Raw genomic sequence first — 16,348 nt, forward strand, 5'->3', positions numbered from 1 at the left:
CCTTTAATTCTCGATGGAGCCTGATCATGAAACGCCGTGACATCCTGCTCTCGTCTGCCGCCCTGCTGGCTGCAGGCGCGTCTGCGCAAGCCGCGCCAACACGCATCCTGGTCGGCGCGCCGGCCGGCGGCTCCACCGACACGCTGGCCCGCACGCTGGCCACGGAACTGGGGCGCTTGCTGGGAAAAGTGGTGATTGTCGAGAACCGGCCCGGCGCCGGCGGCAACATCGCCGCCGATGCCGTGGCGAAGGCCGCGCCCGATGGCAATACCTTGTTGATGAGCTTTACCAGCCACGCCATCAATGCGTCGCTCTACCCCTCGCTGCCGTTTGACCCGGTCAAGGACTTCACGCCGCTGACCTGTGTCGCCACCTCGCCCTCGATGCTGGTGGCCCATCCTTCGGTGCCGGCGAAAGACGTGCGTGAGCTGATCGCCCTGGCCAGGGCCAAACCGGGACAGCTCAACTTCGCCATCGGGGCGGTGGGTTCTTCGCTGCATCTGGCGGGCGACCTGTTCAAGATGCAGTCGGGCGTCTTCATCGTCAACATTCCTTACCGGGGCACGGCGCCTGCCATTCAGGACGTGATCGCCGGACAGGTCGAGCTGATGTTCGCCGCAGTCGGCAATGCGCAGGCGCAAGTCAAGGCCGGCAAACTCAAGGCGCTGGGCGTGACCAGCGCCAGGCGCCTGGCCGCCTTCCCGGACGTTCCCGCCATCGCCGAAGTGCTGACTGGCTATGAGTCGAGCGCCTGGTTCGGTTTGTTCGGCCCTGCGCGCATGAATCCTGACCTGGCCCGGCGCATCAGCGATGCGGCCCGGCAGGCGATTGCCGCGCCGGAGGTGCGCCGGCGGCTCGATGCGGAAGGCGCGGTACCGGTTGGCAACTCGCCTGAAGACTTTTCGAAGTTCGTGCAAGGCGAAATCCAGCGCTGGGCCAAGGTGGTGAAGTTTTCAGGAGCCCGGCCGGAATGAGTACATCAACGCCTGTTGCACAGACCCTGGCGCAAAAGCTGATCGCGCGTGCCGCCGGCCGTGAGAACGTGGCGGTTGGCGAGATCGTGAACTGCCAGGTCGATCTGGCCATGTTTCACGACTCGTCCGGGCCGCGCCGGCTTAAGCCCATGCTCGAAGAGTTGGGCGCGCAGATCTGGGATAAGTCGCGCGTCGTGCTGGTGATGGATCACTATGTGCCGGAACGCGATGACGAGTCACGCAAGATCGTGCGCATCGCGCGCGACTGGGCGCGCGAGCAGGACTTGCCCCATGTGTACGACGGCCAGGGCATCTGCCATGTGGTGGTGCCGCAGCACGGCCACATCCGCTCCGGCATGTTCTGTGTCGGCGGCGACTCGCATTCGCCCACGGGTGGGGCCTTCGGCGCCTATATGTTCGGCATCGGCAGCACCGAAATGCTGGGCGTGGTGGTGACCGGCGAAATCTGGCTGCGTGTGCCGCACACCCTGCAGATGCACTGGCTTGGCGAACTGCAAAAAGGCGTGACCGCCAAGGACATGATGCTGCACATGATCGGCCGCTTCGGCATGAACGGCGGGCAGTACCAGGCGGTGGAGTTTTGTGGCCCGGCGGTGAAAGCCCTGTCGATGCAGGAGCGCATGACGCTGTCCAACATGAGTGCCGAGCTGGGTGCCCAAGTGGGCCTGATCGCGCCCGACGAGGTCACGGCAGCGTGGCTGCAGGCCGCCGGTGCGCCGACGCCCGACACGAGCGACTGGCATACCGATGAAGGCGCTGCGCTGACCCGCCACGAATTTGACGCCGGCACATTGACGCCTTACGTGGCGGCCCCACACAGCCCTGCCAATGCTGATGTCGTGGGGCGCTACAGCGGCACCCGGGTGGACGTGGCCTATATCGGTGCCTGCACCGGCGCCAAGCTCGATGACCTGCGCGCAGCCGCCGAGGTGCTGCGCGGCCAGCGCGTGGCGCCCGGTGTGCGCTTGATGGTGGCGCCGGCCAGTCAGAAAGACCAGGCCGCCGCCCGGGAAGAGGGGGTGCTGCAAGTCTTGCTGGATGCCGGGGCCGAGCTGTTTCCCACGGCCTGCGGCGCCTGCGCCGGTTATGGCGAAACCATGGGCGACAACACCACCGTGATTTCCAGCACGGCGCGCAACTTCAAGGGCCGCATGGGCTCGGCCACGGCGCAGGTCTACCTGGCCTCGCCCTACACTGTCGCGGCTTCGGCCTTGCGCGGCGTCATCACCGATCCGCGCGAGGTATTGGCATGACCACACATCGGGTCTGGAAGCTCGGTGCTGACATCGACACCGATGTGCTGGCACCGGGACACGCGATGAAGCACGGCATTGACAAGATCGCTACTTTCTGCTTGGAGTCGGTCCGCCCCGAGTTCGCAACCCAGGTGCAGCCGGGCGACGTGATCGTGGCCGGCCCCAACTTCGGCATCGGCTCCTCGCGCGAGCAGGCCGCTGCCGTGCTGGTCAAGCTTGGCGTGGTGGCAGTGATTGCCCCGTCGTTCAGCGGTCTGTATTTCCGCAACGCCTTCAATGTCGGCCTGTTGCTGCTGACCTGCCCCGACGCTGATCGGCTGCAGGAAGCAGAGGGAATCACCCTCGATACCAAAAATCTGACAGTTATTTCAAGCACAGGCAAACGTCTGAGCTGTGAGCCCATCCCCGCGTTCCTGCTGGACATGGTGCGCAGCGGCGGCTTGATGAATCAATTACGAATCCGATTTGGCAAGGAACCTGTTCAATGACTGAATTTTCTGCTGGTCCGGCGATGGACCCGGTGACCCTGGCTGTCCTCAAGGGCCGCCTCGAACAGATCGCTGACGAGATGGACGCCACGCTGTACCGCAGCGCCTTCAACCCCATCATTGCCGAAGCGCATGACGCCTGCCACGGACTCTATGACGCCGTCTCGGGCGACACGCTGGTGCAGGGCAAATCGGGCCTGCCGGTGTTTGTCGGCGCCATGGCGTTCGCCGTGCGCGCGGCGGCCAGGGTGGCGCGCGAGCGCAGCGGCCCGGATGACCCGCATGCCGGCATGGCGGACGGTGACACCTGGCTGTTCAACGACCCGTATGAAGGCGGCACCCATGCCAATGACTTCAAGCTGGTGCGGCCCTTCTTCCGTGACGGCAAGCTGTTCTGTTACCTGGCGTCGGCCGCGCACTGGCACGACGTGGGCGGCGCGGTGCCGGGCAACTACAACCCGGCGGCCACCGAGTGCTGGCAGGAAGCGGTGCAGATCCCGCCGGTGCGCATCATCCGCGCTGGCGTTCTGGACGCTGATGTGCTGGCCATTCTCAAGGCCAATACCCGCCTGCCCGACAGTCTCTGGGGCGACCTCAATGGCCAGCTGGCCGCACTTGAGCTGGGCGTGCGCCGCCTGCATGGCCTGCTCGACGAATATGGCGACGCGGTGGTGCTCCAAGCCATGGGCGAGTTGCGCTCGCGCGCCGTCAAACTGATGCGCTCCCACATCGCCACGCTGCCCGATGGCCGCTACTCCTTCAGCGATATTCTGGACAACGATGGCGTCAAGGACGAGCCGCTGACCATTGCGCTGGACATGAGGGTGCAGGGCGAGCGCATGACACTCGATTTTTCGCGCAGCTCGCCCCAGTGCGCCGGGCCGGTCAACATCTCGCGCGCCACGGCCATCGCGGCCTGTTATGTCGCGCTCAAGCACCTGTTTCCCGACGTGCCGGCCAACGCCGGCGTGCTCGACGCGGTGGACTTCGTGCTGCCGGACGGCTTGGTCATCAGCGCGGCGCGGCCCCGGCCGGTGGGCGGCTACACCGAAACTATTTTGCGCATGATCGACGTGATCTTCAGCGCGGCGGCGCAGGCGGACCCGACCCGCGCCGTGGCGCAGGCCTACGGCACCATCAACGCGCTGTCGATTGCCGGGCACCGCACCGATGCCGCGCGCAAGGGGCAACGCTGGGTCATGTTCAGCTTCTTCGGTGGCGGCCACGGCGCCCACTCGGGCGGTGACGGCCTGAGTCACGGCAATGCACCGATCTCGACGGCCACCATCCCGCCACTGGAAATCCTGGAGGCGGCCTACCCGGTGCGCTTCACCGAATGGTCGCTGCGGGCCGACTCCGGCGGCGATGGCCAGTACCGCGGCGGGCTGGGCGCGAACTACGAGATCGAGTTGCTGGAGCAGGATGCCGAGGTCTTCATCTTCGGCGAGCGTGGCAAATCCGCCCCCAAAGGCATTGCGGGCGGCGGCCCGGCTGCGGTCAATGTCTTCAGCTATCAAAACAACAATGAATGGAAAACACCTCCGATGGTCTCCAAGATGGTCGGCATCAAGCTGAAAAAAGGCGAACGGGTGCGGCTGCAGACGCCGGGCGGCGGCGGCTATGGCAAGCCTTCGGCCAGGCTGCAGAGTTCGCGTGAACGCGATCAGGCGCTTGGCTATGTGACGGCCCCTGCGCTTGCAGTGACGAAGGAGGGCGCATGAGTACGCCAACTGGTCTGGTCGTCGGGGTCGATGTCGGGGGCACCTTCACCGACCTGTTTGTGCTGGACGAAGCCAGTGGCAGCGCGCGCATCGTCAAGGTGCCTTCGACGCGCGGCGAGGAAGCTCGTGGCTTCATGAATGGCGTGGGCCGTGTGGCCGATTCAGCGGCCCGCATTGCCACCATCGTGCATGGCACGACGGTGGGCACCAATGCCCTGCTGGAGCGCAAGGTGGCGCGCACCGGCATCATCACCACGCGCGGCTTTCGTGACGTGCTGGAGATGCGCCGGCGTGACCGGCCGCAGACCTGGGGACTGCGCGGCAGCTTCGAGCCCATCGTGCCGCGCCATCTGCGGCTCGAGGTGGATGAACGCGTGCTGGCCGATGGCAGCATCCACACCCCGGTGGATCTGGATCAGGTCCGCTCACAGGCCCAAGCCCTGCTGGCGGCGGGCTGCGAGGCGGTCTGTGTGTTTTTCATCAACACCTATGCCAACCCGGCCAATGAACGTGCCGCCGTGGCCGCCGTGCGCGAGCTTTGGCCCAACGCCCATGTGACCGCGGCCAGCGAGGTCTTGCCCGAAATCCGTGAGTTCGAACGCTGCTCCACGGCCACCCTGAACGCGGCGCTGCAACCGGTGGTGGGCAGTTACCTGGCGCGCCTGGAGTCGGATCTGCGGGCCCAGGGTTTTGCCGGCGAGCTGCTGATTGTGCAGAGCAACGGCGGCGTGATGTCACGCCAGACCGCCTGTGATGTGCCGGTGCGAACCGCGCTCTCGGGCCCGGCGGCGGGTGTGATCGCCTGCGCGGCGATTGCGCGCTCAGCTGGTTGCCCCAACGTCATCACCGGCGACATGGGCGGCACTTCGTTCGATGTGTCGCTGGTGGCCAAGGGCGAAGCGGCGCTGGCGGCGCAGACGTCGATCGAGTTCGGCATGGTGGTGCGCTCACCCATGATCCAGATCGAGACCATCGGTGCCGGCGGCGGCTCGATTGCTTCGGTCGATGCCAGTGGCATGCTGCAGGTCGGCCCCGAGTCGGCCGGCAGCAACCCAGGTCCGGCCTGTTATGGCCGCGGCAATATGCGCCCCACCGTGACCGACGCCAATGTGCTGCTGGGCCGGATTGCGGCCGACCGGCCACTGGGTGGCGGCCTGCTGGCTGCCATGGATGCGGACAAGGCGCGTGCAGCGATTGAGCAGCATGTGGCCCAGCCCCTGGGACTCGATGTGCTCGCCGCGGCCGAAGCGATATTGACCGTGGCCAATGCCAAGATGGCTGGCGCCATCCGGGTGGTGTCGATCGAACGCGGGCACGACCCGCGCAGCTTTGCCTACATGCCTTTCGGCGGCGGCGGCGCGCTGCATGTGTGCGCCATGATGCGCGAGGTGGGCGTGACCACCGGCATCGTGCCGCGTTACCCCGGCGTGACTTCGGCCCTGGGCTGCGTGATGGCCGATATGCGGCACGACGCGGTGCAGACCCTGAACAAGGGCCTGGCCGAACTCGACATCGCCGATCTGCGCCAGCGCATCACCACGGTGGCGGCGGCCTGCCAGCAACGGCTCGATTCGGCCGGCGTGCGCTTCGAGCAGGTGCAGGAAGTCATTGCGCTGGACATGCTGTACGCTGGCCAGACCCACACGGTGCAGGTGCCGCTGCCGGTGACGCAGGCCAGTCAGATCAGCGCGGAGGTGATTCGAACCGCCTTTGAAGCGGCTTACCAGGCGGCCTTCGGCCGGGTGCTCGATGGCATCGCGATCCGGGTCATGAACCTGCGCTACGCCCGCATCGGCGTGCGGCCCAAGTTCGATCTGGCCGTGCTGGCCCCGACGGGCGCCGGCTCAACGCAGTCCAGCGGCGAACAGCAGGTGTTTCATGCCGGGCGCTGGTGGGCCGCCGTGCGCTATCCGCGCCTCGATTTGCCGGTCGGTGCGCGCATAGACGGCCCGGCGATTCTCGAGCAGCCCGACACCACGGTCTGGCTGGAGCCGGGCTTCCACGCCACGGTCGATGCCTTTGGCAACCTGCTCGTTAAACCATCATGAACAGTCCAAAACCAAAAATCGCCCTGATCATTGTTGATCTGCAAAACGATTTTCTGTCGCCCGATGGCGCCTACGCGCGTGGCGGCGCGGTCAGCGAGGCCGCCCGCGAACTGCCGGGCCGCGTGGCCGGCGTGGCGCGCGCGCTCAAGGCCGGCGGCGGCCTCGTGGCTGCCAGCCAGTTCACGCTCTGGCCCGATGCCCAGGGCGAGCCGATGATCTCGCCGCATCTCAAGGCCTTGCGCCCCTTTTTGCGCCGGGGCGACTTCGCGCCGGGCAGTATGGGCCAGGCCAACGTGGCCGAGCTGCAGCCGTTCATTGATGTCTCGGTCTGCAAGGTCGCGTATTCGGCCTTTTTCAACACCCAGCTCGACTGGGTGCTGCGCCACGCGGGTATTGATACCGTCGCTGTCTGCGGCATCGTGACCAACGGCGGCGTGGCCAGCACCGTGCGCGATGCCCACATGCGGGAGTACCACACCATTGTGCTGGGCGACGGCTGCGCCGCGTTCAAGCCCGAGGTGCATGCGGCCGCGCTGGCCGACATGGGCACGGTGGCCGATGTCATGACCTGCGATGAATTTATCCAAACCCTGACATGAACCAACCCGTGATCCAGCGTGCCGAGCGCATGGACGCGGCAGTCCATGTGCCCGTGGCCATCGTGGGCGCCGGGGCCTGCGGCCTGACGGCCGCGCTGATGCTGCATGACGCCGGGGTCGAATGCGTGCTGCTGGAGCGCGACGCGACACCCAGCGGCTCGACCGCGCTGTCCTCGGGCTTCATTCCCGCGGCTGGCACGCGGGTGCAGCAGGCACTGGGGATTGAAGACAGCCCGCAGCGCTTTGCGGCCGACATCCAGGCCAAGGCGAACGGCACGGCGGCCCCCCATCTGGTCACAGCTTATACGCAGGCGATTGGCCCGGCCGTTGATGCACTGCAGGCGAGGCATGGGCTTGACTTTGTGCTGCTGGACGATTTTCTCTACCCCGGCCACAGCACCCACCGCATGCATGCCGTGCCAGAAAAAACCGGCGCCGCCCTGATGGCGCGCCTGCAGCAGGCTGCCACGGCAGCCGATGTTTCCATCGTGACCCGCGCCCTGGTGCGCGAGCTCTGGCTCAACCCACGCGATGAGGTGATCGGTATCGGCTATGAACGACCAGACGGCGCACTCGAATACTTGGCCTGCGATGCGCTGATCCTGGCCTGCAACGGCTTTGGCGGCAACGCCAGCATGGTGCGGGAACTGCTGCCCGAGATGCGCGACGCGACTTATGCCGGGCACAGCGGCAACGACGGCAGCGCGATTGCGTGGGGGCGCGCCATCGGGGCGCGGCTGGCCGATCTGGGCGGCTACCAGGGCCATGGCTCGTGGGCCGTGCCGCAGGGCGCATTGATTACCTGGGCGCTGATGATGGAAGGCGCGGTGCAGATCAATGCGCCGGGCCGGCGCTTTCACGATGAAACGCAGGGCTATTCGGAAGCCGCCGTGCAGGTGCTGGCGCAGCCCGGCGGCGTGGCGTGGAATGTGTTCGATGAAACTTTGCTGACGTTCGCGCGCGGCTTCCCTGATTTTCGTGAAGCCGAGGCCGCCGGTGCTGTCAAGCGGTGTGCCGACGAACCGGCGCTGGCCGGTCTGATCGGTTGCGATGCCAGCGCCTTGCGCGCAACGCTGGCGGCCGTGTCGCCCGGTGCCGCGGCGCCGGATGGGCGGGTCTTCACGCGTGCGTTGCAAGCGCCGTTTTACGCCGTCAAGGTGACGGGTGCGTTGTTCCACACCCAGGGCGGACTCGACATCGACGCCCACTGCCGTGTCTTGCGGGAAGACGCAAGCCCATTCAATAATTTGCTGGCGGCGGGTGGTGCCGCGCGGGGCGTCTCCGGCCATGCCGTCTGGGGCTACCTGTCGGGCAATGGCCTGTTGAGTGCCATTGCCGGTGGTTTCATTGCGGCCCAGACCGCGAAAACGATATTGGAGACCTAACCATGAACAAACCCACCTTGAAGCAGCGTCTGGCGCAAGCCCGGGCCGTGCTGGCCCCCGGTGTCTATGACGCGCTGAGCGCCCTGCTGGCAGAGCAGGCCGGGTTTGAGGCGCTTTACCTGTCGGGGGCCTCGATCGCCTACACCCGGCTGGGCCGCTCCGATGTCGGCCTCACGACCTTCCCCGAAGTGGCCGACACGCTGGCCCGCATCACCGAGCGGGTCAGCCTGCCGATCATCGTGGACGCCGACACCGGCTTTGGCAATGCGCTCAACGTGATGCGCACGGTCAGGGGCTTCGAGCGCGCGGGCGCGGCCATGATCCAACTCGAAGACCAGACCTTTCCCAAACGTTGCGGCCATCTGGACGGAAAATCCGTGGTGCCGGTGGCGGAGATGGTGGGCAAGCTCAAGGCCGCGCTCGATGCGCGCACCAGCAGCGACACGCTGATCCTGGCCCGTACCGATGCGCTGGCGGTGGAGGGGCTCGACGCCGCCCTGGAGCGGGCCGAGCGTTATCTGGAATGCGGCGTGGATGCCCTGTTCATCGAGGCCTTGCGCACGCCCGAGCAGATGGATGCCGCCTGTCAACGTTTTGGCCAGCGCATCCCCCTGCTGGCCAATATGGTGGAAGGCGGCAAGACGCCGGTACAAAGCGCCGCCGAACTGCAAGCCCGTGGTTTTCGCATCGTCATCTTCCCCGGCGGCACGGCGCGCGCCGTGGCGCATACCCTGCAAGGCTACTACGCCAGCCTGCACCAGCACCAGACCACAGCGCCGTGGCAGAAGCAGATGCTGGACTTTGATGGTCTCAATGAAGTCATCGGCACAGCGGAACTTATGGCGGCCGGAAGGCGGTACCAGTAGGGTCCATTTGGTTTCATTGCGAGTTTCTCACTTCGATAGGGCTCTAAATCGAACTGGCTCGTGCCATCGGAAACAATGAGCCTTAGAAGTTCCAGTGGTAGTCAATCGACAAAATACCTGCAATTTTCTTGAGTTGGAATACTGAATTTCCAAAGGATCACGCCAAGTGATCTTCACTCAAAGACCACACTTCTCATCAACAAAAAATCACGCTTTTTTTGTTCGAGTCTGCGCCGTCATGAAGATGACACATAGGCTGGTTACGCTTACTGCACAACCACTTGTATAGATAACTACATATGAGTCTTTACGCAGTCAGCAGAGAAAACGGAGAAGCGCTTTACGCGCAAATTGCCCGCCAACTGGAGCAAGAAGTTGCCACAGCCTATGGGCCCGGAGATTGCCTCCCGGCGGAGGGCCTTCTTGCTGTGCGATTCGGCGTCAATCGCCACACGTTGCGACGCGCCATAGATGAGTTGGTGGAATCCGGCCTGCTGGAGCGCCGACACGGACGTGGTGTGTTTGTGCTGGACAGTCAGATTGACTATCAGATCGGTGCTGGTACGCGGTTCACGGAGAACCTTGCAGCGCTCGGACTACAACCGGAAAATCGCATTTTGTGCTTACAGACACTGGCCGCTACAGAACGCGTGGCACAACGCCTGGCGCTGAATGTCGGCGATAGGGTGTTTTGGATTGAAACTTTGCGCACCGCGGCTGATCGGCCACTGTGCGTGATCTCGCATTTCATCCCGGCAGAGCGCTTTGCCGGCCTCGATACACGCTACACCGGTGAGTCGCTGCACCGGTTTCTGACCGCCACGTACGGCTGCCCATTGCGAAGAACAGAAAGCCTGGTGACAGCGGTGCTCCCGCAGGGAGATGACGCAAAGTTGCTGGGCATGCCGCAGAACCGACCGGTGCTGCGGGTGAAGAGTGTGAATGTAGACGACCGGGATGGAAGCCCAGTCGAATACGCCATCACCCGGTTTCGCGCCGACCGGATCCAACTGCGCATCAACCCGTGACTGACCAGTCAATCAACCTTGTTTATTTACCCCACAGGAGCTTTTCTGATGTATTTGAAACCTACCCTTATGGCAAGCGCGCTGGCGCTGACCCTTTCCCTGGCCGCTGTCTCCGCGCAGGCACGCGACATCGTCATGGGCATTCTTCCGGCCGAAAACAACGAGGAGATGATCGCCAAGTTCGAACCGATGCGCGCCCATCTTGAGAAAAAACTCGGGCAGAAGGTCAAGCTCTACACGGCCACCGACTATTCCGGCGTGATCGAGGCGATGAAGAAAAAACGGCTCGATATTGCCTGGTTTGGCGCGCTGTCCTACTACCTCGCCGAGCGGGAAGCCGGCGCCGAGGCTTTCGCTGTGGGCATCGGTTCCTCGGGCAAGCCGACCTATTGGGGTTACCTGCTAGTCCCCGCGGATTCCCCGGCGAAGTCGTTGGCGGACCTGCGCGGCAAATCGGCGGCCTTCGTGGAGCCGGCCTCCGGTTCCGGCGGGCTGGCACCGACCTACATGGTGAAGAAGGCCAGCGGGATGACGCCTGAGCAGTTCTTCGGCAAGTTCACCTGGGCCGGCTCGCACGATGCCTCGATCATGGCGGTCAAGAACGGAACCGTGGACGTGGCCGCCGCCGCCGATGCCACCTACGAACGCATGATCAAGGCCGGCATCATCAACGCCGACACCCTGCGCATCGTCGCCCGTCTGGAGTTGCCGGGCCCGCCGCTGACCTATCGCAAGGATCTGCCTTCTGACCTCAAGAAGAAGATTCAGGACGCCATCGTCAATGCCCATAACGAGGGCGTCAAGGTGTCCGGCTTCGGCACCATTGCCCGCTACGACGCGATCACGCCGGCCGATTACCAGCCGGTCCGCGACATGGTGAATGAACTCAGCCTGAAGCGAGAGCAGTTGCTCAAATAACCCGGACAGGGTGGGCAACGCTTGTTGTCCATCCCGTCTCACCAAAAAGATAATCATGTCTACCATTTCAATTGAATCCGTGACGAAGCGATTCCCGAATGGCTTCGAGGCGCTCAAGGGCATCAGCACCGAGATCGCCGCGGGAAGTTTCACCGTGATCCTCGGGCCGAGCGGCGCCGGAAAATCGACCTTGCTGCGCTTGCTCAACGGCCTGGAGATCCCCAGCGGCGGAAGCATCCGGATTGCCGGTGAAGCGCTGGACAAGGGCAACTTGCGCAAGCTGCGCTCCAGTGTCGCCATGGTGTTCCAGCAGTTCAACCTGGTCGATCGCCTGTCGGTGGTCACCAACGTCCTGACCGGGCGTCTCGCGCACCGCTCCTGGGTCGGCAGCGTGTTTTATCTGTTCCGCACCGAGGACATGGATATCGCCCAGCAAGCCCTGGCGCGCGTCGGGCTCACCGACAAGGCCTGGAGCCGGGCCGACAAGCTCTCCGGCGGGCAGCAGCAGCGCGTGGGCATCGCCCGCGCGCTGGCGCAGCGGCCGAAAGTGATCCTGGCCGACGAGCCGGTGGCAAGCCTCGACCCGGTCTCCAGCGAAGAGATCATGGGCTTGCTGCGTGAAATCCGCGACCGCGACGGCATTACCGTCGTCGTCAACCTGCATCAGGTGGACCTGGCCAAGCGTTTCGCCGATCGCATCATCGGCATGAACAGCGGCCGCGTCGTGTTCGACGGCCCGCCCGCCGAACTGTCGCCGCAGGCCCTGCGCACCATTTATCAACGCGAAGGCATGGAACATGACAACCATCTCGATCTGGCGCTGGCCTACGCCTAACGGCCTGCCGCCGCTGCCGCTCGTCGCGGCGCTGTGCGCGGTGCTGGGCGCGATGTGGTTTACCGCGTCGCTGGTGGAGGTGGATTGGGTCCACCTCGTCGGCTCGCTGGGCAAAATGGCGGCTTTCGCCGGCCATTTCCTCGTGAGGCCCGACTGGGAGTATCTGCCGCAATTGTTCGACAAAATGTTGGAGACCATCGAGATGACGGTGCTGGCGACGGCGATTGCGATCGTGGTGAGCCTGCCGCTGGGCGTGCTGGCCGCGCGCAATGCCACGCCGCACATCGTCGTGTACCGCGTGGTCCGGGATCTGCTGAGCCTTATGCGCGCGCTGCCGGAGCTGGTGTGGGCGCTGGTGTTCGTCTCGGCCGTGGGGCTGGGGCCGCTGCCCGGCGTGATGGCGCTGGCCCTGGTGACGGTCGGCTTCATGGGCAAGTTCTTTGCCGAAGCCATCGAGGTGGTCGATCACAAGCCGGTCGAAGGTGTGCGGGCGCACGGCGCCGGCTGGTTGCAGGTGCGCCTGTTCGCCATGCTGCCGCAGGCACTGCCCGATTTCGTCGGCACGGTGATGTACATCCTTGACCACAACCTGCGCGCCGCCACCATTCTTGGCCTGGTCGGCGCCGGCGGCATCGGCTACGACCTGGTGATGGCGATGCGCCTGTTCCAGTACGACCGCTTGATATTGATCGCGCTGGCGATTTACCTGGTGGTGACGCTGCTGGACCGCTTGTCGGATCAGTTGCGCAGCCGCATCATTCACGGAGCGCGGGCATGAACAAGATCAGCAAAATATATACGGCTTCGTCGGTGCCGGCCTTTCCCCCCAGGCCGCGCAACCTGTTCCCGGTATGGCTGGCGGCGACATTGGCGGTGCTGTGGCTGATCGTGCACGACCTGGAGATATCGTTCGAGACGCTGGTCTACGGCGTGGCGGACATGGGCGAATATTTCAGCCGTTACCGCGAGCCCGATTTTTCAGACTTATCTAGATATCTGGAGCTGATGGGGATCACGCTGGCCACCGCCCTGTGGGGCACGGTGTTTGCGCTGGTGGTGGGATTTTTCCTGGCGCCGCTGGCGGCGCGCAACCTGTCGCCGCATCCGCTGGTCTACCGCCTGGTGCGCGAGGTGCTGAACTTCATGCGCGCCATGCCCGACCTGCTGCTGGCCCTGGTCTTCGTCGCCGCCCTTGGGCTGGGGCCGCTGCCCGGCGCCTTGGCGCTGGGGGTGCATACCGCCGGTTTCCTCGGCAAGTTCTTTGCCGAGAGCCTGGAGCGCGTCGACCAGGGGGTCTATGAAGGCGTTGCATCGACCGGCGCGAATTTCCCGCAACTCGTCATGTATGCCGGCTGGCCGTCGATCCTGCGCGAGGCGCTGGGCTTCACCCTCTACATCCTGGACCGCAACGTGCGCATGGCCTCGGTGCTCGGCCTGGTCGGCGCCGGCGGCATCGGACTGGCCTTGCACGACACGGTCAGAATGTTTGACTACGGCAAGTCGGGAGCGCTGATTCTCGTCATCCTGGTCACCATTTTGATCATCGACTACGCCTCGGCGTGGCTGCGCAGGCGACTGGGCTGATCAACCTGGACCGCAAAGAACCGCTATCTGAAAGCACTCCCCCATGACACTTACCTATCCCATGCCCGAGGGCATGCCGGTGCGCGCCCAATGGCCGCGCCTGTTGCTGGCTTGCCCGCCCGAGTCGGTGCGCGCCCTGGCACGCCGCCTGTGCGAGCAGCACGCGGTGCAAGATATTCAACTGCCCCAATCGGGCCTGGCCCTGCTCAAGCTGCGCGACAGCGCACAGGGCGAGGCCTATTACCCCGGCGAAGTGCCGCTGGCTGTGGCCCGTGTGCGCGTGACCAGCGCCGACGGCACCTTGTCCGAAGGCGCTGCGCAATTGCTCGACGACCGCGCCAGCCTGGCGCGCGCCATCGCCGTGATCGATGCCGTGCTGGCGGGCCAGTTGCCTGGCCATGAAGCAGCGCTGCCGGTGCTGGCCGCCGGACAGGCGCGCCTGTCCGAACAAAAAGCGCAGCGCCAAGCCTTGCTGGCGACCACGCGGGTGGATTTTTCGCTGCTGGGCACAACAGAGGAAGACGATGATGAGTGAAGTAACAGACCAAGACCTGCAAGCCTGGGGCCCGCAGCGCCAGCAAGGCGTGTTTCGCCAGTTGATGCGCGCCTTCAGTTTTCCGGGCCGCATTGAAACCCTGGCGGGCGACGCCGCGCTGACGCAAACGCTGGCAACGCTGGTCGACAGCGAGGTCACGCTGGCCGACCCGCAGCAACTGATCGACGCGTTGACGCGCCAGCGCCTGCAAACCCGCATGGCAGGCGCCGAACGGGCGCAATTCATTGTGGCCGACGGCGGCCTGCCACCGGCCTTCGAGCCCAGCCTGGGCACGCTGGAGTCGCCCGAGCTGGGCGCCACGATCTTGCTGCAAGTCGCCAAGCTGGGCGAGGGCGCCGCATGGCAGCTTTCAGGCCCCGGCATCGCCGCCAGCCAGTCGCTGGCCATCGCCGGGCTGGACCCGGCCTGGATAGCGCGCCGCCGGTGCTGGAACGAAGGTTTCCCGCTGGGCGTGGACCTGATCCTGATCGACCGCAGCCGCGTCCTTGCCTTGCCCAGAACCACGTCCATCACGCCCGTCACCCGCATCACCGCACAAGGAGAACAATAATGGGTTATGTTGCCATCAAAGGCGGCGGGCGCGCCATCGAAGGCTCGCACGCCGCCGTCGAAGCCCTGCGCACGGCAGAAGGCGATGCGGGCGCGCCCTTGTCGCTGTCCGCCATTGAGCACCAGTTGCGTCTGCTGACCTCGCGCGTGGTGTCCGAGGGCGGGCTCTACCACCCGCGTCTGGCGGCACTGGCCATCAAGCAGATGCAGGGCGACACGCTCGAAGCCGCTTTTGCCCTGCGCGCCTACCGCTCGACCAAGCCGCGCCTGCTGGAAATGCCGGTGCAGGACACCTCGAAGATGCGCCTGATCCGGCGCATCTCCTCGGCCTTCAAGGACATTCCGGGCGGCCAGATGCTCGGGCCGACTTACGATTACGCCTTGCGCCTGATGCGGCTGGACCTGGCCGACGAATCGCCCGAGGCGTTTCGCAGCGTCGCCAGCCGCTTCATGCAGCAGCGCCCGGGCGCGGACCTGCCCGACACCTTCCCCAAAGTGCTGGACGCCTTGCGCGCCGACGGCTTGCTGCCGCCGCTGGCTACCCGGGCGCAAGACGCCTTTGACATCACCCGCGAGCCGCTGGTCTTTCCGGTGCCGCGCTCGGCGGCGCTGGCCACCATGGCGCGGGCCGAAACCGGGTCGCTGCTGGCCATTGCGTACTCCAACATGCGCGGCTACGGCGACGTACACCCGACCATTGCCGAACTGCGCGTGGGCTACCTGCCCGTCATGCTGCCGCACCCGGTCACCGGTGAGTTGATCGAGGCCGGCGAGGTGCTGATGACCGAATGCGAGGTGGTCGCCATGTACGAAAGCGACGACAACGACGGACCGCCGGTTTTCACCCTCGGCTATGGCGCCTGCTTCGGGCACAACGAGGTCAAGGCCATTGCCATGGCGATTCTCGACCGCGCGCTGCAAAAAGGCATGCGCGACGGCCCCAGCAACCCCTCGGAAGACCCGGAATTCGTGCTGCTGCACGTCGACGGCGTCGATTCGATGGGTTTTGCCAGCCACTACAAGATGCCGCACTACGTGACCTTCCAGTCCGATATGGACCGTCTGCGCACCACGCAGTCCAAGGCCACGCAGTCCACGGTAACTGCCACACAAGGAGTCAAGGCATGAACCCCGGCTACGAACTGCCACAAGACGAAGCCGCTTACAGCTTCGGTTTTCTCGACGAATACGCCAAGCGCGAGGTGCGCCGCTGCATCCTCAAAGCCATCAGCATCCCCGGCTACCAGACGCCCTACGCTTCGCGCGAAATGCCCATGGGCCGGGGCTTTGGCACCGGCGGCCTGCAAGTCACCTTGTCTTTAATCGGCCCGGACGACAACCTCAAGGTGATTGACCAGGGCGCCGACGACTCGGTCAACGCGGTCAATTTGCGCCAGTTTGTCGAGCTGACCTGCCCCGGCGTCGACACCACCGAGCGCACGCAGGAAGCGACGCTGATCCAGTCGCGCCACCGCATTCCCGAGACGCCGCTGACTGAAGACCAGGTGCTGGTGCTGCAA

At 65.1% G+C, this 16,348-nt stretch carries 17 protein-coding genes; all 17 read left to right on the forward strand.

The genetic code is table 11. The annotated features are described in order from the left end of the window. Window positions 1–26: 26 nt before the first annotated feature. On the forward strand, window positions 27–974 hold the full coding sequence (locus tag ABW22_RS03900) for a tripartite tricarboxylate transporter substrate binding protein (RefSeq protein ID WP_059752131.1): 948 nt from the start codon (window positions 27–29) through the stop codon (window positions 972–974). Beyond that, window positions 971–2,248, forward strand: a complete 1,278-nt coding sequence (locus tag ABW22_RS03905) for a 3-isopropylmalate dehydratase large subunit (protein ID WP_059752133.1) — start codon at window positions 971–973, stop codon at window positions 2,246–2,248. Before ABW22_RS03900 ends, ABW22_RS03905 begins: the two co-directional genes overlap by 4 nt. After that, a complete protein-coding gene (locus ABW22_RS03910) occupies window positions 2,245–2,739 on the forward strand; it encodes a 3-isopropylmalate dehydratase (RefSeq protein WP_059752134.1) in 495 nt (164 codons plus the stop codon). The genes ABW22_RS03905 and ABW22_RS03910 overlap by 4 nt, the downstream gene beginning before the upstream one ends. Continuing rightward, window positions 2,736–4,460, forward strand: a complete 1,725-nt coding sequence (locus ABW22_RS03915) for a hydantoinase B/oxoprolinase family protein (RefSeq protein ID WP_082708502.1) — start codon at window positions 2,736–2,738, stop codon at window positions 4,458–4,460. The genes ABW22_RS03910 and ABW22_RS03915 overlap by 4 nt, the downstream gene beginning before the upstream one ends. Then, the gene (locus tag ABW22_RS03920) at window positions 4,457–6,508 is read left to right on the forward strand and encodes a hydantoinase/oxoprolinase family protein (RefSeq protein ID WP_059752138.1); all 2,052 of its coding nucleotides are present in this window, start codon (window positions 4,457–4,459) and stop codon (window positions 6,506–6,508) included. The genes ABW22_RS03915 and ABW22_RS03920 overlap by 4 nt, the downstream gene beginning before the upstream one ends. Next, window positions 6,505–7,107, forward strand: a complete 603-nt coding sequence (locus ABW22_RS03925) for a cysteine hydrolase family protein (protein ID WP_059752140.1) — start codon at window positions 6,505–6,507, stop codon at window positions 7,105–7,107. Before ABW22_RS03920 ends, ABW22_RS03925 begins: the two co-directional genes overlap by 4 nt. After that, a complete protein-coding gene (locus tag ABW22_RS03930) occupies window positions 7,104–8,492 on the forward strand; it encodes an FAD-dependent oxidoreductase (protein WP_059752142.1) in 1,389 nt (462 codons plus the stop codon). The genes ABW22_RS03925 and ABW22_RS03930 overlap by 4 nt, the downstream gene beginning before the upstream one ends. Before the next feature lie 2 nt (window positions 8,493–8,494). Continuing rightward, entirely contained in the window at window positions 8,495–9,358 is an 864-nt protein-coding gene (locus tag ABW22_RS03935; RefSeq protein WP_059752144.1) for an isocitrate lyase/PEP mutase family protein, read from the forward strand. Window positions 9,359–9,657: 299 nt separating this feature from the next. Next, entirely contained in the window at window positions 9,658–10,386 is a 729-nt protein-coding gene (gene phnF, locus ABW22_RS03940) for a phosphonate metabolism transcriptional regulator PhnF (protein ID WP_059752146.1), read from the forward strand. A 48-nt stretch (window positions 10,387–10,434) separates the two neighbouring features. Then, window positions 10,435–11,304: a phosphonate ABC transporter substrate-binding protein gene (gene phnD / locus ABW22_RS03945; protein ID WP_059752147.1), complete on the forward strand. Its 870-nt coding sequence runs from the start codon at window positions 10,435–10,437 to the stop codon at window positions 11,302–11,304. Window positions 11,305–11,359: 55 nt separating this feature from the next. Beyond that, on the forward strand, window positions 11,360–12,139 hold the full coding sequence (phnC, locus tag ABW22_RS03950; RefSeq protein ID WP_059752149.1) for a phosphonate ABC transporter ATP-binding protein: 780 nt from the start codon (window positions 11,360–11,362) through the stop codon (window positions 12,137–12,139). Then, a complete protein-coding gene (gene phnE / locus ABW22_RS03955; RefSeq protein WP_059752151.1) occupies window positions 12,102–12,917 on the forward strand; it encodes a phosphonate ABC transporter, permease protein PhnE in 816 nt (271 codons plus the stop codon). Before phnC ends, phnE (ABW22_RS03955) begins: the two co-directional genes overlap by 38 nt. Then, window positions 12,914–13,723 carry a phosphonate ABC transporter, permease protein PhnE gene (phnE, locus tag ABW22_RS03960; protein WP_059752152.1) on the forward strand — a complete coding sequence of 270 codons (810 nt, stop codon included), beginning with the start codon at window positions 12,914–12,916 and terminating at the stop codon, window positions 13,721–13,723. Before phnE (ABW22_RS03955) ends, phnE (ABW22_RS03960) begins: the two co-directional genes overlap by 4 nt. Before the next feature lie 43 nt (window positions 13,724–13,766). Continuing rightward, complete coding sequence (gene phnG, locus ABW22_RS03965) at window positions 13,767–14,258, forward strand: phosphonate C-P lyase system protein PhnG (RefSeq protein ID WP_059752154.1); 492 nt, start codon at window positions 13,767–13,769, stop codon at window positions 14,256–14,258. Then, window positions 14,251–14,829, forward strand: coding sequence for a phosphonate C-P lyase system protein PhnH (phnH, locus tag ABW22_RS03970; protein WP_202813907.1), 579 nt, complete (start codon window positions 14,251–14,253; stop codon window positions 14,827–14,829). Before phnG ends, phnH begins: the two co-directional genes overlap by 8 nt. Continuing rightward, entirely contained in the window at window positions 14,829–15,956 is a 1,128-nt protein-coding gene (locus tag ABW22_RS03975) for a carbon-phosphorus lyase complex subunit PhnI (protein WP_059752157.1), read from the forward strand. The genes phnH and ABW22_RS03975 overlap by 1 nt, the downstream gene beginning before the upstream one ends. Next, on the forward strand, window positions 15,953–16,348 hold a 396-nt coding region (locus tag ABW22_RS03980; RefSeq protein WP_193393276.1), incomplete at its 3' end, for an alpha-D-ribose 1-methylphosphonate 5-phosphate C-P-lyase PhnJ. The genes ABW22_RS03975 and ABW22_RS03980, both read left to right, overlap by 4 nt.

This window comes from Thiobacillus denitrificans (assembly GCF_001530125.1).
In the GTDB taxonomy this organism is placed as follows: domain Bacteria; phylum Pseudomonadota; class Gammaproteobacteria; order Burkholderiales; family Thiobacillaceae; genus Thiobacillus; species Thiobacillus denitrificans_C.

What these genes read in the sequence shown, in the direction of transcription:
- ABW22_RS03975 (WP_059752157.1), top strand. Translation starts at nt 14,829, where the DNA reads ATGGGTTATGTTGCCATCAAAGGCGGCGGGCGCGCCATCGAAGGCTCG.
- ABW22_RS03910 (WP_059752134.1), top strand. Translation starts at nt 2,245, where the DNA reads ATGACCACACATCGGGTCTGGAAGCTCGGTGCTGACATCGACACCGAT.
- phnC (WP_059752149.1), top strand. Translation starts at nt 11,360, where the DNA reads ATGTCTACCATTTCAATTGAATCCGTGACGAAGCGATTCCCGAATGGC.
- phnG (WP_059752154.1), top strand. Translation starts at nt 13,767, where the DNA reads ATGACACTTACCTATCCCATGCCCGAGGGCATGCCGGTGCGCGCCCAA.
- ABW22_RS03925 (WP_059752140.1), top strand. Translation starts at nt 6,505, where the DNA reads ATGAACAGTCCAAAACCAAAAATCGCCCTGATCATTGTTGATCTGCAA.
- phnF (WP_059752146.1), top strand. Translation starts at nt 9,658, where the DNA reads ATGAGTCTTTACGCAGTCAGCAGAGAAAACGGAGAAGCGCTTTACGCG.
- ABW22_RS03915 (WP_082708502.1), top strand. Translation starts at nt 2,736, where the DNA reads ATGACTGAATTTTCTGCTGGTCCGGCGATGGACCCGGTGACCCTGGCT.
- phnD (WP_059752147.1), top strand. Translation starts at nt 10,435, where the DNA reads ATGTATTTGAAACCTACCCTTATGGCAAGCGCGCTGGCGCTGACCCTT.
- ABW22_RS03905 (WP_059752133.1), top strand. Translation starts at nt 971, where the DNA reads ATGAGTACATCAACGCCTGTTGCACAGACCCTGGCGCAAAAGCTGATC.
- ABW22_RS03935 (WP_059752144.1), top strand. Translation starts at nt 8,495, where the DNA reads ATGAACAAACCCACCTTGAAGCAGCGTCTGGCGCAAGCCCGGGCCGTG.
- ABW22_RS03920 (WP_059752138.1), top strand. Translation starts at nt 4,457, where the DNA reads ATGAGTACGCCAACTGGTCTGGTCGTCGGGGTCGATGTCGGGGGCACC.
- ABW22_RS03930 (WP_059752142.1), top strand. Translation starts at nt 7,104, where the DNA reads ATGAACCAACCCGTGATCCAGCGTGCCGAGCGCATGGACGCGGCAGTC.
- ABW22_RS03900 (WP_059752131.1), top strand. Translation starts at nt 27, where the DNA reads ATGAAACGCCGTGACATCCTGCTCTCGTCTGCCGCCCTGCTGGCTGCA.
- phnE (WP_059752151.1), top strand. Translation starts at nt 12,102, where the DNA reads ATGACAACCATCTCGATCTGGCGCTGGCCTACGCCTAACGGCCTGCCG.
- phnE (WP_059752152.1), top strand. Translation starts at nt 12,914, where the DNA reads ATGAACAAGATCAGCAAAATATATACGGCTTCGTCGGTGCCGGCCTTT.
- phnH (WP_202813907.1), top strand. Translation starts at nt 14,251, where the DNA reads ATGAGTGAAGTAACAGACCAAGACCTGCAAGCCTGGGGCCCGCAGCGC.